This is a genomic window from Streptomyces sp. NPDC056600 (assembly GCF_042792855.1).
In the GTDB taxonomy this organism is placed as follows: domain Bacteria; phylum Actinomycetota; class Actinomycetes; order Streptomycetales; family Streptomycetaceae; genus Streptomyces.
Map to the genome: position 1 here is coordinate 1 of NZ_JBHTVQ010000055.1, position 12,440 is coordinate 12,440.

The following is a 12,440-nucleotide window of genomic DNA, read 5'->3' on the forward strand; positions in this document are numbered from 1 at the left end:
GCCGTGGGCCGGGTGCGCCTCTTCGTCGTGCGGGCTCAGGTCAGGCAGCGGGCGGACGCGAGGGCCGTCTCGACCTCTCGCAGCACGCGGTCCGCGTCCTCCGGGTTGTTCACCACGTCCGTGCGGTCCATGTCGATGACCAGGACCTCGCTGGCCGAGTAGTGCTTGTGGACCCAGTCGTCGTAACCGGCCCACAGGGTGCGGTAGTACTCGACGAGACTCTCGTCCTGCTCGAAGTCGCGGCCGCGCATCCCGATCCGGGACAGCACCGTCGGGAAGGACGCCTTGAGGTACACCATGAGGTCGGGCGCCTTGCGGTACGGCAGGCCGTCGATCTCGCGCATCATCTCGTCGAGCAGGCCCTCGTAGACCTGCATCTCGAGGGAGCTGATCCGGCCCAGCTCGTGGTTGACCTTGGCGAAGTACCAGTCCTCGTAGATGGAGCGGTCGAGGACGTTGTCGCCCTGCCGGTAGGCCTCCTTGATCGAGGCGAACCGGGTCTGCAGGAAGTAGAGCTGGAGCAGGAAGGGGTAGCGCCTCGCCTGGATCTCCTCCGGGCTCGCCGTGTAGAAGAGCGGGAGAATCGGGTTGTCCTCCACGCTCTCGTAGAAGACCTGACTCCCCAGTCCTTTGGCCAGCAGCTCGGCGACGCTCGTCTTGCCGGTGCCGATCATGCCTCCGACGCAGATCACTGGCATACCTCACTTCTCCCTGGGGATCTTCCGTTCGCGGATGGGTGGGCTGGGCGTCCCACACCACTCAGGCACGTGTCGGCGGACACTCGATTCCCCGAGATTCGCATGATCGGCGTCATGTGGTCCCCGCCCGGACCCAGGTTCCGGCGCAGGCCACGCTCCTCGTCCGGTCGGACCGACCGTTCCGCGGACGCCGCGTGCGGCAACGCGTGACCGCCCCGCGGCCGCTTGAATAATAAGTGAAGAATCAGCGGCCGTCGGCCACGGTGCCGACACCCGCCCGCGCCGGTGCCCCGCCCCGCGCGGGGCGTCACCACTCGTGACAGCGAGTGCCCGCCGGGAGCTCCGAACGGCGGGCGCGGGGCGGTGCCTGCCGGTGTCGACGCGGCGCCGGCAGGACGCGAGCCCGGCGCGGCGCGGCACGAGCCCAGCGCGGCGCGGCGCGGCGCGGCACGAGCCCAGCGCGGCGCGGTACAACCCCGGCACGGCACAAGCCGCACGAGCCCGGCACTGCGCTGGCGCGGTACTACCCCGCACGACACGAGCCCTGCGCAGCACGACCCCAGCCCGGCGCAGGCCCGGCACGAGCCCTGCGCAGCGCGACCGCGGCACGGCCCCGGCGCTGCGCGAGGCCGGCGCAGCGCGACCCCGGCGCGGCGCGGCGGAGGCAGCGCGGAAACCCTGCCCGGCGGTGGCCGGCGCAGGATTTCCGGGCGCGTCCTTCAGCTGTCGAAGTCGACGGTCAGGGTGTCGGAGCAGGGGAAGGTCTGGCAGGTCAGCACGTACCCCGCCTCGACCTCCGCCGCCTCGAGCGCGTAGTTGCGCCGCATGTCCGCCTCCCCGTCGCTCACCAGCGCCCGGCAGGTGCCGCAGACGCCGCCCTTGCAGGCGAAGGGCAGGTCGGGGCGGATCCTGGAGGCCCCGTCGAGGAGGGTCTCCTCCCGGGAGAGCGCGGAGGTGGTGGAACGGCCGTCCAGGACGACGGTGACCTCGCTGACCGGCCCGTCGGGCCCCCGCTCCTCCCGGCGCACCGGCGCGAGCGGCTCGTCGCCCGCGAAGAACAGCTCCTGGTGGACCCGTTCGTCGGGCACGCCCAGGTCGGCGAGGACCTTCTGGGCGTCGAGGACCATGCCGTGCGGGCCGCACAGCCACCAGTGGTCCGCCTCCTCCACGTCGACCAGGCCGTCGACGAGGGCCGCGAAGCGCTCCGCGTCCAGCCGCCCGGACAGCAGCTCCGCCTCGCGGGGTTCACGGGACAGCACGTGCGCGAGCTGGAAGCGGCCCGGGTGGAGGTCCTTGAGGTCGGCCAGCTCGTCGGCGAACATCACCGAGTCGGTGCGGCGGTTGCCGTAGAAGAGCGTGACGCGGGAGCGGAGGTCGGCGGCGAGGACCGACTCCGCTATGGACAGCATCGGGGTGACACCTGACCCGGCCGCGACCAGCACATGGTGGCCGGGGGCGGACAGGTCGGGGGTGAAGACGCCGGTGGGGGCCATCACCTCGACGACGTCGCCGGGCCGCACCGCGTGCACCAGCCAGGAGGAGAAGAGCCCGCCGGGCACCACCCGCACCCCTATCCGGGGCAGGGCGCCGGCCGCCGAGCAGATGGAGTACGAGCGCCGCTCGTCCCGCCCGTCGACCTGGCGGCGCAGGGTGAGCGACTGGCCGGGCGCGAAGGCGAACTCCTCGGCCAGCTCCTCGGGGACGTCGAAGCTCACCGCGGCCGCGTCCTCGCACAACCGCTGGACGGCGGACACCCGCAGGGGGTGGAAGGCCGGGCGGCGACGTACGCGCCGTCCGGCAGCGGGGGCCTCGCCGGCGGGGGCCAACTGGTCGGCCATCAGATCTCCTTGACGTACTCGAACGGCTCGCGGCAGGCGAGGCAGCGCCACAGCGCCTTGCAGGACGTGGCGCCGAACCGGGAGGTCTCCTCGGTGTCCGCCGATCCGCAGCGCGGGCAGGACACCCGGCGCCGCGTCGGCGTCAGCGTGAGCGGGACCGGGCCGGACGCGTGGCGCGGCGCGGGGCCGGGCGGGGCGATGCCGTGCTCGGCGAGCTTGCGCCGGCCCTCGGGGGTGATCCAGTCCGTGGTCCACGGCGGGTCGAGCACCGTGCGGACCTCGACCCGACCGAAACCGGCGTCCCTCAGCCGGGCGGCCACCCCGGCCCGCATCTCGGCCATCGCCGGGCAGCCGGAGTAGGTGGGGGTGAGGCTGGCGACGACCGTGCCGTCCTCACCGAGCTCGACCTCGCGCAGCACCCCGAGGTCCGCCAGGGTCAGCATGGGCAGTTCCGGGTCGGGCACCTGCTCGGCCACGTGCCGGGCGCGCCGCGCGTCCCCGAGGACGGTCACCACGTCGCCTCCGGGTGGGCGCGCGCCACCGACTGCAGTTCCGCCAGCAGCGGGGCGAGGTGCTCGGTGTGACGGCCCAGCCGGCCCGCTCCCCCGCCTCCGGGGACGACCTCCGGCACGGCGAGACCGGCCGCGTCGGCGACCTGCCCGAGGACGGCGAGGACCTCCTCGCGGGCGTCGTGGGCGTCGAACAGCTCGCCCAGGTACGCGCCCACCTGCTGAAGACCGGCGCGCATCCGGCGGTGCGACTCCTCGGTGCCGTCACCGAGCCGGACGACCCACTCGGCCGCGTACTGACGGTGGTAACTCAGCTCCTTCACGCCCTTGGCGGCGACGGCGCGCAGCACCGGATCGGGCGAGGCGGTGAGGCCCTGGAGGTGGGCCAGCCGCCAGCTGGACAGCACCAGCAGCCGGGCCGTGCTGAACGCGAAGTCCCCGTTGGGGAGTTCGGCCAGGGTCACGTTGCGGAAGTCGCCGGCGTCACGGAAGTAGGCGTAGGCGTCCTCACCGCGGCCGGTGCCGTCCACCTGTCCGGCCCGCGCGTAGAGCAGACGGGCCTGCCCGAGCAGGTCGAGGCCGATGTTGGCGAGCGCCACCTCCTCCTCCAGTTCGGGGGCACGGGTGGTCCACTCCGCCAGCCGCTGCGCGCTCACCAGCGCGTCGTCGCCCAGGGCCAGGCACAGGGCGGCGAGCTCCGCCCCGTCGACGCCCGCCGGGACGGCGGTGTCCACGCCGTGCAGGGGGTCCTCGAAGCCGGTGCCGTAGGCCCACCGGGTGTCGTCCTCGTGCTCCTCGGCGAGGGCCGTGTAGACGTGGTCGTCACTCATGCCCTGCTCCTAGATGTGGGGGACGTCGTCGGGGATGTCGTAGAAGGTGGGGTGGCGGTAGACCTTGTCCGCGCTGGGCGCGAAGAACGGGTCCTTCTCGTCACGGGTGGAGGCGGATATGTGCTCGCTGCGCACCACCCAGATCGACACGCCCTCGTTGCGCCGGGTGTAGAGGTCCCGGGCGTGGGTGAGCGCCATCCGGTCGTCGGCCGCGTGCAGCGATCCGACGTGGACGTGGTTCAGCCCGCGCTTGCCCCGCACGAACACCTCGTACAACGGCCAGTCGCGCTTCTCGCCGGTCATGCCGCCACTCCCTTCTCCGCGCCGCTCCCGGCGCGTTCCGCCTGCTTGGCCGCGTGCGCGACAGCCGCCTCCCGCACCCAGGCGCCTTCCTCGTGCGCGGCGCGCCGCCGCTCGACCCGCTCGGCGTTGCACGGGCCGTCGCCCTTGATGACCCGCATCAGCTCGGACCAGTCGGGGGTGCCGAAGTCGTGGCGGCCGCGCTCGTCGTTCCAGCGCAGCTCCGGGTCGGGCAGGGTGACGCCGAGCTTCTCCGCCTGCGGGACGGTCATGTCGACGAAGCGCTGCCGCAGTTCGTCGTTGCTGTGCCGCTTGATCTTCCACGCCATCGACTGTGCGGAGTTGGGCGAGTTGTCGTCCGGCGGGCCGAACATCATCAGGGACGGCCACCACCAGCGGTTCACGGCGTCCTGCACCATCTCGCGCTGCGCCTCGGTGCCGCGCATCATCGTCATCAGCATCTCGTAGCCCTGCCGCTGGTGGAAGGACTCCTCCTTGCAGATCCGCACCATCGCCCGCGCGTACGGCCCGTAGGAACTGCGGCACAGCGGGACCTGGTTGCAGATCGCGGCGCCGTCCACGAACCAGCCGATCACGCCGACGTCGGCGAACGACAGGGTCGGGTAGTTGAAGATCGACGAGTACTTCTGCCGGCCCTCGATCAGCCGCTCGGTCAGGTCGGCGCGGTCGACGCCCAGCGTCTCCGCCGCCGAGTAGAGGTACAGGCCGTGGCCCGCCTCGTCCTGCACCTTGGCGAACAGGATCGCCTTGCGCCGCAGGGACGGCGCCCGGGTGATCCACTCGCCCTCCGGCTGCATGCCGATGATCTCCGAGTGGGCGTGCTGCGCCACCTGGCGGATCAGCGTCCTGCGGTAGCCCTCGGGCATCCAGTCGCGCGGCTCGATGCGCTGGTCGCGCGCGATCGTCGCGTCGAACCGCTCCTGCAGCTCCGTCTCCGCCTCGGAAGCACCGATCACGGCCGACGAGGCGGCCTGTTGTGCCGTCATCCCTGTGTCACCTCTCCCTGCCAACCCAACCGACCGTTCGTTCGGTCGATGTTATGCCGACCCTCTTCCCTTCGGCAAGTGCCCGGGACCCGTCGGTTCCCGCGGCGAACGGGGTCCGCTACGGCTGACTCCGGTATGGCCGCGCGGTCACTGCCACGCGTAGAACCCCCGGGTGCGGGTGCCGCGGCGGTCATGCGCGGCTGCCCCTCTTCTCCAGGAAGCGGGTCATGCGGTCCTTCTTGTCCGCGCCCTCGAAGAGCACGGCCTGGGCGAGGTCGTCGGCGACCGGGTGGGCGCCGGGCGAGTCGACGACGAGCTTGGTCAGGCGCAGCGCGGTGGCGGAGGACCGGGCCATGCGGTCGAGCAGCGCGTGCGCCGCGGCCGGCAGCTCCTCGGCCGGGACGACGTCGATGACGAGCCCGGCGGCCAGCGCGGCCCGCGCGTCGAGGTTGCGTCCGGCGAGCAGCACCTGCTTGGCGACCGACTCGCCGACCAGCTCGGGCAGCCGCCAGCAGGCGCCCGCCGCGGCGAGGATGCCGAGTCCGGGCTCGAGGTTGCCGAAGACCGCGTCGGGCCCGGCGATCCTCAGGTCACAGGCGTAGGCGAGTTCGGCGCCGCCGCCCAGGGCCCAGCCGTCGACGGCGGCGAGGGTCGGCATGGGCAGGCGGCGCACCCGCTCGAACAGGCGGCTGTTGATGCCCTGCAGCGCCTCGTCGCGGCCGCGCTCCAGCAGTTCGGCGATGTCGGCGCCGCCGGCGAAGACCCGTCCGTGGCCGGTGAGCAGCAGCAGCCTCGGCCGGCGTTCCAGCTCGGCGCAGACCTGGTGCAGCTCGTCGATCATCTGCCCGCTGATCGCGTTGCGAGCGTCGGGCCGGTGCAGGGTGACGACGACCCGGTCCTCGCGCTCCTCGACCAGCAGGGTCTCGTACGTGTTCGCGCCCATGGCGCTCACACCCTCTCCACCAGCATCGCGACGCCCTGGCCCACGCCGACGCACAGGGTCGCCAGGCCCCTGCGGGCGTCCTCCCGCTCCAGCCGGCCCAGCAGGGTCAGCAGGACGCGGGCGCCGGAGCAGCCGAGCGGGTGCCCCAGCGCGATGGCCCCGCCGTCGGCGTTGACCTTGTCCTCGTCCAGCTTCAGCCGCCGCGTCACGGCCAGCGCCTGGGCGGCGAACGCCTCGTTCAGCTCGACGGCGTCGAGGTCCGCGGTCTCCCAGCCGGCCCGGGCGAGGGCCTTCTCGGTGGCGGGGACGGGCCCGAGCCCCATGAGGTGGGGCTGGACGCCGGCCGAGGCGGAGGTGACGATCCGCGCCCGCGGGGTGAGGCCGTGGCGCTCCACCGCCGTCCCGCTCGCCACGACGAGGGCGGCGGCGCCGTCGGACAGGGGCGAGGAGGAACCGGCGGTGACGACGCCGCCCTCACGGAAGATCGTGCGCAGCGTGCCGAGCTTCTCCAGGGTGGTGGACGGGCGCGGGCCCTCGTCACGGGTGACCTGGCCGTCCTTCACGGCGACGGGCACGATCTCGCGGTCGAAGCGGCCGGCTTCCTGGGCGGCGACCGCCCGCCGGTGGCTGCGCAGCGCGAAGGCGTCGCACTCGGCGCGGGTGATGCCGTCGAGCGCGGCCACCTCCTCGGCGGTCTCCCCCATCGAGAGGGTGTGCTTGACCGTCTCCGGTCCGGCGCCCGCGGGCACGGCGCGGTCGGCGGCGGTGAAGCGGGGGTTGGTGAACCGCCAGCCCAGCGAGGTGTCGTGCACCTCGCCCGGCTTGGCCCAGGGGGTTCCGGGCTTCTGCATCACCCAGGGGGCGCGCGTCATGGACTCGGCGCCGCCGGCCACGACCAGGTCGGCCTCGCCGGAGCGGATCGCCTGGGCGGCCGAGGCCACCGCGGTCAGGCCCGAGGCGCAGAGCCGGTTGACGGTGTAGCCGGGCACGGTGTGCGGCAGCCCCGCCAGCAGGACGGCCATGCGGGCCACGTCGCGGTTGTCCTCGCCGGCCTGGTTGGCCGCGCCGAGGATCACCTCGTCCACGGCCTCGGCCGGGACGCCGGCGCGGCGCACGGCCTCGCCGACCACCAGGGCGGCCAGGTCGTCGGGGCGCACGGAGGCCAGGGCGCCGCCGTAGCGGCCCTGCGGGGTGCGCGCCCCGTCCACCAGATAGACGTCCTCGGGCATCAGGCGTTCTCCTCGGCAGCGGCGGCGACGGGACGGCGGGACTGCAGGACGGCGAAGCGGCCGGTGACGAAGGCCGCGTCGGAGAGGGTGGCGCTGGCCGCGGGGTTGGCGGCGCTGCCGTGGAAGTCGCTGAACGCGGAGGACTGGTTGACGAAGACCTGGCCGGTGAGGTTCTCGGAGAGGTGGACGCCCGCGTCCAGGGCGGCCTCCTCGGCGGCGGCCAGCACCTCCTCGTCGGTGGAGTGGACGGCGGCGGTCAGCGCACCATGGGCACGCACCGTCTCCCGCAGCAGCTCGAGGCTGTGCCGGGTCGAGTCGGTGCCGATCACGAAGGACACCGGCCCGAACCACTCGCGGGTGAACACCTCCCGGTCGCTCTCCGCGTCCAGGCGCGCCACCAGCGGCGTCCGCACGTCGGCCCGCGGGTACTCGGGGTGCTCGACGGGCGTCGAGGGGCGCACCGTGCGGCCGACCTCGGCGGCCTCCTTCAGCCGCCCGCGCACGCCGTCGTTGACGATCGCGCCGAGCGTGCCCGCCGCGCGGGCCGGGTCGCCGAGCAGCTTGTCCAGGGCGGCGGCGAGGTCGGCGGCGAACTCGTCGGCCGTGCGCGGGCCTTGGTCGGTGGCGATGCCCTCACGCGGGATCAGCAGGTTCTGCGGGGTGGTGCACATCTGCCCGCTGTACAGCGACAGCGAGAAGGCGAGGTTGCCGAGCAGACCGCGGTAGTCGTCGGTGGAGTCCAGCACGACGGTGTTGAGGCCGGCCTTCTCGGTGTACACGGCGGCCTGCCGGGCGTTCTCCTCCAGCCAGTCGCCGAACTCGGTGGAGCCGGTGAAGTCGACGATCCGCACGTCCGGGTGCAGCGCGAGCGTGGCGGCGTCGCGGCCGCCGGGGGCCTCGGTCACCAGCAGGACGAGGTCGGGATCGAAGCCCGCCTCGGCCAGCACCTCGCGGGCCACGCGCACGGTGAGCGCCAGCGGGAGCACGGCGCCCGGGTGCGGCTTGACCAGCACCGGGTTGCCGGTGACCAGCGAGGCGAACAGGCCGGGGTAACCGTTCCAGGTGGGGAAGGTGTTGCAGGCGACGAGCAGGGACACGCCCCGGCCGACAGGGGTGAACTTCTTGTCCAGCACCAGGGCGCCACCCTTGCGCTGCGGCTTGCTCCAGCGGGCCGCCGCCGGCTGCGCCTTCTGCGCCGCCCACGCGTAGGCGACGGCCTCCAGGCCGCGGTCCTGGGCGTGCGGGCCGCCGGCCTGGAAGGCCATGACGAAGGCCTGCCCGGTGGTGTGCTGCACGGCGTGGCCGATCTCGAAGCTCGCCGCGTTCAGCCGGGCGAGGATCTCCGCGGCCACGCCGGCGCGCGTGTCCGGGCCTGCCGCGCGCCATGCCGCGACGGCCTTCCTGGCGGCGGCCACGGCCGCGTCGGGCGTCAGGCGCGGGTAGCTGATCCCCAGCGGGAAGCCGTACGGGGACTGCTCCTCGGGTGCCACCCTGCCCTCGGCCGGGTGGCCGGGGAGGTCGAACGGCCTGCCGATCTGCTCCTTGAAGGAGGCCTCGCCGAGCGGGGCGGCGTCCTCGCCGTAGACCGACTTGCTGGGCGACTCGGGGTAAGGCGTCCAGTGCTCCCGGCTCACCGCCGCGGACACCGCCTTCTCCAGCAGGGTCCGGTGGCGTGCGAAGAAGTCGGGCGCCTCGGCGGCTGCGTTCTGCATGTGGCTCATCCCCTTGACAGGCACTGGCATGGCTTGAATTACTGGCCTCGCCGCACGCTAACCGAATGTTCGGTCGGTCCACAAGGTGGTACAAGTCATGACACATACGCCGCCCTCCCTCCGGGTGGACGGCGTGCACGGCCCCGTCGGCCGCGGCCGGGACCCGCGGCGCGAGGGCGGTCGTCAGGCGGGGCAGCGGGCGCTTTCCGCCACCGCGGCCGCACTGATGGGAGCAAGGAATGCGAGGAGCCGCAATGACCAGCGAACCGAGCGCACCGGTGGACGCCACACGCCGCCACGGCGAGGCCCTTCCGGCGGACCTCCTGGACGACGTCGAGCGGATACCGCGGGAGGAGCTGGAGGCGCTCCAGCTGGACCGGCTCCGCCGGACGCTGCGGCACGCCTACGACAACGTCGAGCTGTACCGGAAGAAGTTCGACGGGGCGGGCGTGACGCCCGACGACTGCCGGACCCTCGGCGACCTGGCCCGCTTCCCCTTCACCACCAAGGCCGACCTGCGGGAGACCTATCCCTTCGGCATGTTCGCCGTCCCCATGTCCGAGGTGCGTCGCGTCCACGCCTCCAGCGGCACCACCGGCCGCCCCACGGTGGTCGGCTACACCGAGAAGGACCTCGCGAACTGGGCCGACGTGGTCGCCCGCTCGATCCGCGCGGCCGGCGGCCGTGCCGGGCACAAGGTCCACATCTCCTACGGCTACGGCCTCTTCACCGGAGGCCTGGGCGCCCACTACGGCGCGGAGCGTGCCGGGTGCACCGTGATCCCCGCCTCCGGCGGCATGACGGCGCGACAGGTCCAGATCATCCAGGACTTCCAGCCCGAGATCATCATGGTCACCCCCTCCTACATGCTCACCCTGCTCGACGAGTTCGAGCGCCAGGGCGTCGACCCTCGCTCCACCTCCCTGCGGATCGGCATCTTCGGTGCCGAGCCGTGGACGGAGGCGATGCGCCGCGAGGTCGAGGAGCGTACGGGCATCCACGCCGTCGACATCTACGGACTGTCCGAGGTGATGGGCCCGGGCGTGGCGCAGGAGTGCGTGGAGACCAAGGACGGCCTGCACGTCTGGGAGGACCACTTCCTGCCCGAGGTCGTCGACCCGGTCACCGACGCCCTGCTGCCCGACGGGGAGAGCGGTGAGCTGGTCTTCACCTCGCTCACCAAGGAGGCGCTCCCGGTGATCCGCTACCGCACCCGGGACCTCACCCGGCTGCTGCCCGGCACCGCCCGTCCGGCGTTCCGCCGCATCGAGAAGATCACCGGCCGGTGCGACGACATGATCATCCTGCGTGGGGTGAACGTCTTCCCCAGCCAGATCGAGGAGGTGGTGCTGGGCACGCCCGGCGTCGCCCCGCACTTCCAGATCCGGCTCAGCACCCGGGGCCGGATGGACCACATGACCGTCCGTGTGGAGTCCGCCCGCGGCACGGGCCCCGAACAGCGCGAGGCGGCCGCCCGCGCGATCGCCAAGGGCGTCAAGGACGGCGTCGGCGTGAGCGTGGAGGTGGCGATCGTGGAGCCCGAGACCCTGGAGCGCTCGCTGGGCAAGCTCCGACGGATCGAGGACCTGCGTGGAGCCTGACCCGTCCGGTCCCGCCGCGTCCGCTTGCCACAATGAGCGGATGACCGACACACCCAGCGGCACACCTCCCGGCCGCCCCGCCCGGCGCGGAGAGCGGCCCGCCTACGACCGCGACTCCCTCCTGGCGGTCGCGGTGGCCGTCTTCAACGAGCGCGGTTACGACGGCACCGGCATGGAGGACCTGGCGCGGCGCCTCGGGCTGAGCAAGTCCAGCATCTACCACCACGTCTCCGGCAAGGAGGACCTGCTCTCCCTGGCCGTCACCCGCGCCCTGGACGCGGTGTTCGCCGTGCTGGACGAGGACCCCGCGCCCGGCGCGTCGGCGACGGCCCGGCTGCGGCACGTCCTGCACCGCAGCGTCGAGGTGCTGGCCGCCGAACTGCCCTACGTCACCCTGCTGCTGCGGCTGCGCGGCAACAGCGACACCGAGCGGCGGGCCCTGGAGCGGCGGCGCGAGTTCGACCACCGCTTCGCCGGCCTGGTCATACGCGCCGCCGCCGAGGGCGGCGTGCGCGACGACATCGACCCCCACCTGGCGAGCCGCCTGCTGTTCGGCACGGTGAACTCCCTCATCGAGTGGTACCGCCCCGACGGCGACCTCCCGGTGGCCACGGTGGCCGACGCGCTCACGGCAATGCTCTTCGAGGGGCTGGGCCGCCAGGCGCCCGTGACCGAGGGCGCGGCCCGCTAGGCGTCCGCGCGCCCGACGGCCGGCCGGGCCGACGGCCGGTCGTCGGGTACGCGGATCGGCGTCACGGGCTCCAGGCCATGGTCTCCCTCGGAACGCACCTCCGCCGCGGACGGGGACAGCTCCCCCTCGCGCCTCCGCCTGTGCCGCCGCCGGGCGCACCGGAGGGAGTGGGTCGTGCCATGGCAGGACAGCGGAAGCCGGGTGCGACACGACGAGCGACACGGACCCGGAAGGGGTGCACATCGACACCGCGAAGCGATAAGTTAGGTTAGCCTCACCTAACCACCCGAAGCGACGCCGTCCCGGGAGCCCCCATGCGCCTTCGCAGTGTCCCCACCTCGCGCCCGACCCCCGCCGAGCGCATGCGGTCGATCCTCGCGGCCGCCCACTCCATGAGCGTGGTGACCGGCGGCCGGCGTCACGAGATCCACCGCCTCGACGGGACGGCGGTGATGCACCGCGTCCACCTGCACGGCCCCGACGCCGAGGAGACGTCCGGCACCCGCATGTCCGACGTCCCGATCAGGGTGGAGCTCACCGACATCGCTCCCACCCCGGTACGCGACCGCCTGCGCGCGCGGGTGTCGCTCACGGGCGTGACGGCCGGCCCCTTCGACCCCGACGGTGACGGGAGCGCCTGCGTCCTGCTCCACCATGCGGTCATCAAGGACGTCGACGGCCACACCTTCGTGCCCTGGGGCCAGTTGGAGACGGCCGAACCCGACCCCCTGGCCACCTGCGAGGCCTCCCTGCTGCACCATCTGGCCGGCGCCCACGCCGACCACGTGGCGGAACTCGCGCGCCTCGTCGTCCCGGACGCCGAGCGGGACCGCCCGGTGCGCGTGCTGCCCGTCCGGCTGGACCGCTACGGCGTCACCCTGCGCCTGGAGCGCGCGGCCGCGTGGAACGACGTACGCCTGCCGTTCCCCACCCCGGCCGACGACCCCTCCGAGGTCGGCGTCCGCATCCTCGCCCTGCTCTCCGCGGGCCGCGGCGCCTTCCGCTCCGGCACTCCGTGACGCCCGCGGACCGGTGAGGACCGGGAGTAGGCCGGGAGTAGGCCGGGAGTGGGCCGGGAGTGG

12 protein-coding genes are annotated in these 12,440 nt (G+C 73.4%); 3 read left to right on the forward strand and 9 right to left on the reverse strand.

Annotated features, from left to right (window positions below; all coding sequences use genetic code 11):
* Positions 1–35 precede the first annotated feature (35 nt).
* The 9 genes from ACFRAV_RS24265 to paaN all read right to left on the reverse strand — a co-directional run bounded on the left by ACFRAV_RS24265 (position 36) and on the right by paaN (position 9,066).
* Positions 36–698 carry a deoxynucleoside kinase gene (locus ACFRAV_RS24265; RefSeq protein WP_382558371.1) on the reverse strand — a complete coding sequence of 221 codons (663 nt, stop codon included), beginning with the start codon at positions 696–698 and terminating at the stop codon, positions 36–38.
* 719 nt (positions 699–1,417) lie between these two features.
* The gene (gene paaE, locus ACFRAV_RS24270; protein ID WP_382558372.1) at positions 1,418–2,536 is read right to left on the reverse strand and encodes a 1,2-phenylacetyl-CoA epoxidase subunit PaaE; all 1,119 of its coding nucleotides are present in this window, start codon (positions 2,534–2,536) and stop codon (positions 1,418–1,420) included.
* Positions 2,536–3,051: a 1,2-phenylacetyl-CoA epoxidase subunit PaaD gene (gene paaD / locus ACFRAV_RS24275; RefSeq protein ID WP_382558373.1), complete on the reverse strand. Its 516-nt coding sequence runs from the start codon at positions 3,049–3,051 to the stop codon at positions 2,536–2,538. The genes paaE and paaD overlap by 1 nt, the downstream gene beginning before the upstream one ends.
* A complete protein-coding gene (gene paaC / locus ACFRAV_RS24280) occupies positions 3,045–3,875 on the reverse strand; it encodes a 1,2-phenylacetyl-CoA epoxidase subunit PaaC (RefSeq protein WP_382558374.1) in 831 nt (276 codons plus the stop codon). The genes paaD and paaC overlap by 7 nt, the downstream gene beginning before the upstream one ends.
* 9 nt (positions 3,876–3,884) lie before the next feature.
* Entirely contained in the window at positions 3,885–4,178 is a 294-nt protein-coding gene (gene paaB, locus ACFRAV_RS24285; RefSeq protein ID WP_108952091.1) for a 1,2-phenylacetyl-CoA epoxidase subunit PaaB, read from the reverse strand.
* Entirely contained in the window at positions 4,175–5,182 is a 1,008-nt protein-coding gene (paaA, locus tag ACFRAV_RS24290; protein WP_382558375.1) for a 1,2-phenylacetyl-CoA epoxidase subunit PaaA, read from the reverse strand. Before paaA ends, paaB begins: the two co-directional genes overlap by 4 nt.
* A gap of 190 nt (positions 5,183–5,372) precedes the next feature.
* Positions 5,373–6,125, reverse strand: coding sequence for an enoyl-CoA hydratase/isomerase family protein (locus ACFRAV_RS24295; RefSeq protein WP_382558376.1), 753 nt, complete (start codon positions 6,123–6,125; stop codon positions 5,373–5,375).
* 5 nt (positions 6,126–6,130) lie between these two features.
* Complete coding sequence (locus tag ACFRAV_RS24300) at positions 6,131–7,354, reverse strand: thiolase family protein (RefSeq protein WP_382558377.1); 1,224 nt, start codon at positions 7,352–7,354, stop codon at positions 6,131–6,133.
* Positions 7,354–9,066 carry a phenylacetic acid degradation protein PaaN gene (gene paaN, locus ACFRAV_RS24305; RefSeq protein WP_382558378.1) on the reverse strand — a complete coding sequence of 571 codons (1,713 nt, stop codon included), beginning with the start codon at positions 9,064–9,066 and terminating at the stop codon, positions 7,354–7,356. The genes ACFRAV_RS24300 and paaN overlap by 1 nt, the downstream gene beginning before the upstream one ends.
* Before the next feature lie 254 nt (positions 9,067–9,320).
* Here paaN and paaK point away from each other — a divergent pair, with 254 nt between their 5' ends.
* The 3 genes from paaK to ACFRAV_RS24320 all read left to right on the forward strand — a co-directional run bounded on the left by paaK (position 9,321) and on the right by ACFRAV_RS24320 (position 12,377).
* A complete protein-coding gene (gene paaK / locus ACFRAV_RS24310; protein ID WP_382558379.1) occupies positions 9,321–10,667 on the forward strand; it encodes a phenylacetate--CoA ligase PaaK in 1,347 nt (448 codons plus the stop codon).
* A gap of 40 nt (positions 10,668–10,707) precedes the next feature.
* On the forward strand, positions 10,708–11,358 hold the full coding sequence (locus ACFRAV_RS24315; protein ID WP_382558380.1) for a TetR/AcrR family transcriptional regulator: 651 nt from the start codon (positions 10,708–10,710) through the stop codon (positions 11,356–11,358).
* Between the two features lie 314 nt (positions 11,359–11,672).
* A complete protein-coding gene (locus ACFRAV_RS24320) occupies positions 11,673–12,377 on the forward strand; it encodes a DUF2470 domain-containing protein (protein WP_382558381.1) in 705 nt (234 codons plus the stop codon).
* The last annotated feature ends 63 nt before the right edge of the window (positions 12,378–12,440 follow it).

Excerpts from the sequence above, each read along its gene's own strand:
- ACFRAV_RS24265 (WP_382558371.1), bottom strand. The coding sequence starts at position 698 with ATGCCAGTGATCTGCGTCGGAGGCATGATCGGCACCGGCAAGACGAGC.
- paaB (WP_108952091.1), bottom strand. The coding sequence starts at position 4,178 with ATGACCGGCGAGAAGCGCGACTGGCCGTTGTACGAGGTGTTCGTGCGG.
- ACFRAV_RS24320 (WP_382558381.1), top strand. The coding sequence starts at position 11,673 with ATGCGCCTTCGCAGTGTCCCCACCTCGCGCCCGACCCCCGCCGAGCGC.
- paaA (WP_382558375.1), bottom strand. The coding sequence starts at position 5,182 with ATGACGGCACAACAGGCCGCCTCGTCGGCCGTGATCGGTGCTTCCGAG.
- ACFRAV_RS24295 (WP_382558376.1), bottom strand. The coding sequence starts at position 6,125 with ATGGGCGCGAACACGTACGAGACCCTGCTGGTCGAGGAGCGCGAGGAC.
- ACFRAV_RS24315 (WP_382558380.1), top strand. The coding sequence starts at position 10,708 with ATGACCGACACACCCAGCGGCACACCTCCCGGCCGCCCCGCCCGGCGC.
- paaC (WP_382558374.1), bottom strand. The coding sequence starts at position 3,875 with ATGAGTGACGACCACGTCTACACGGCCCTCGCCGAGGAGCACGAGGAC.
- ACFRAV_RS24300 (WP_382558377.1), bottom strand. The coding sequence starts at position 7,354 with ATGCCCGAGGACGTCTATCTGGTGGACGGGGCGCGCACCCCGCAGGGC.
- paaN (WP_382558378.1), bottom strand. The coding sequence starts at position 9,066 with ATGCAGAACGCAGCCGCCGAGGCGCCCGACTTCTTCGCACGCCACCGG.
- paaE (WP_382558372.1), bottom strand. The coding sequence starts at position 2,536 with ATGGCCGACCAGTTGGCCCCCGCCGGCGAGGCCCCCGCTGCCGGACGG.
- paaK (WP_382558379.1), top strand. The coding sequence starts at position 9,321 with ATGACCAGCGAACCGAGCGCACCGGTGGACGCCACACGCCGCCACGGC.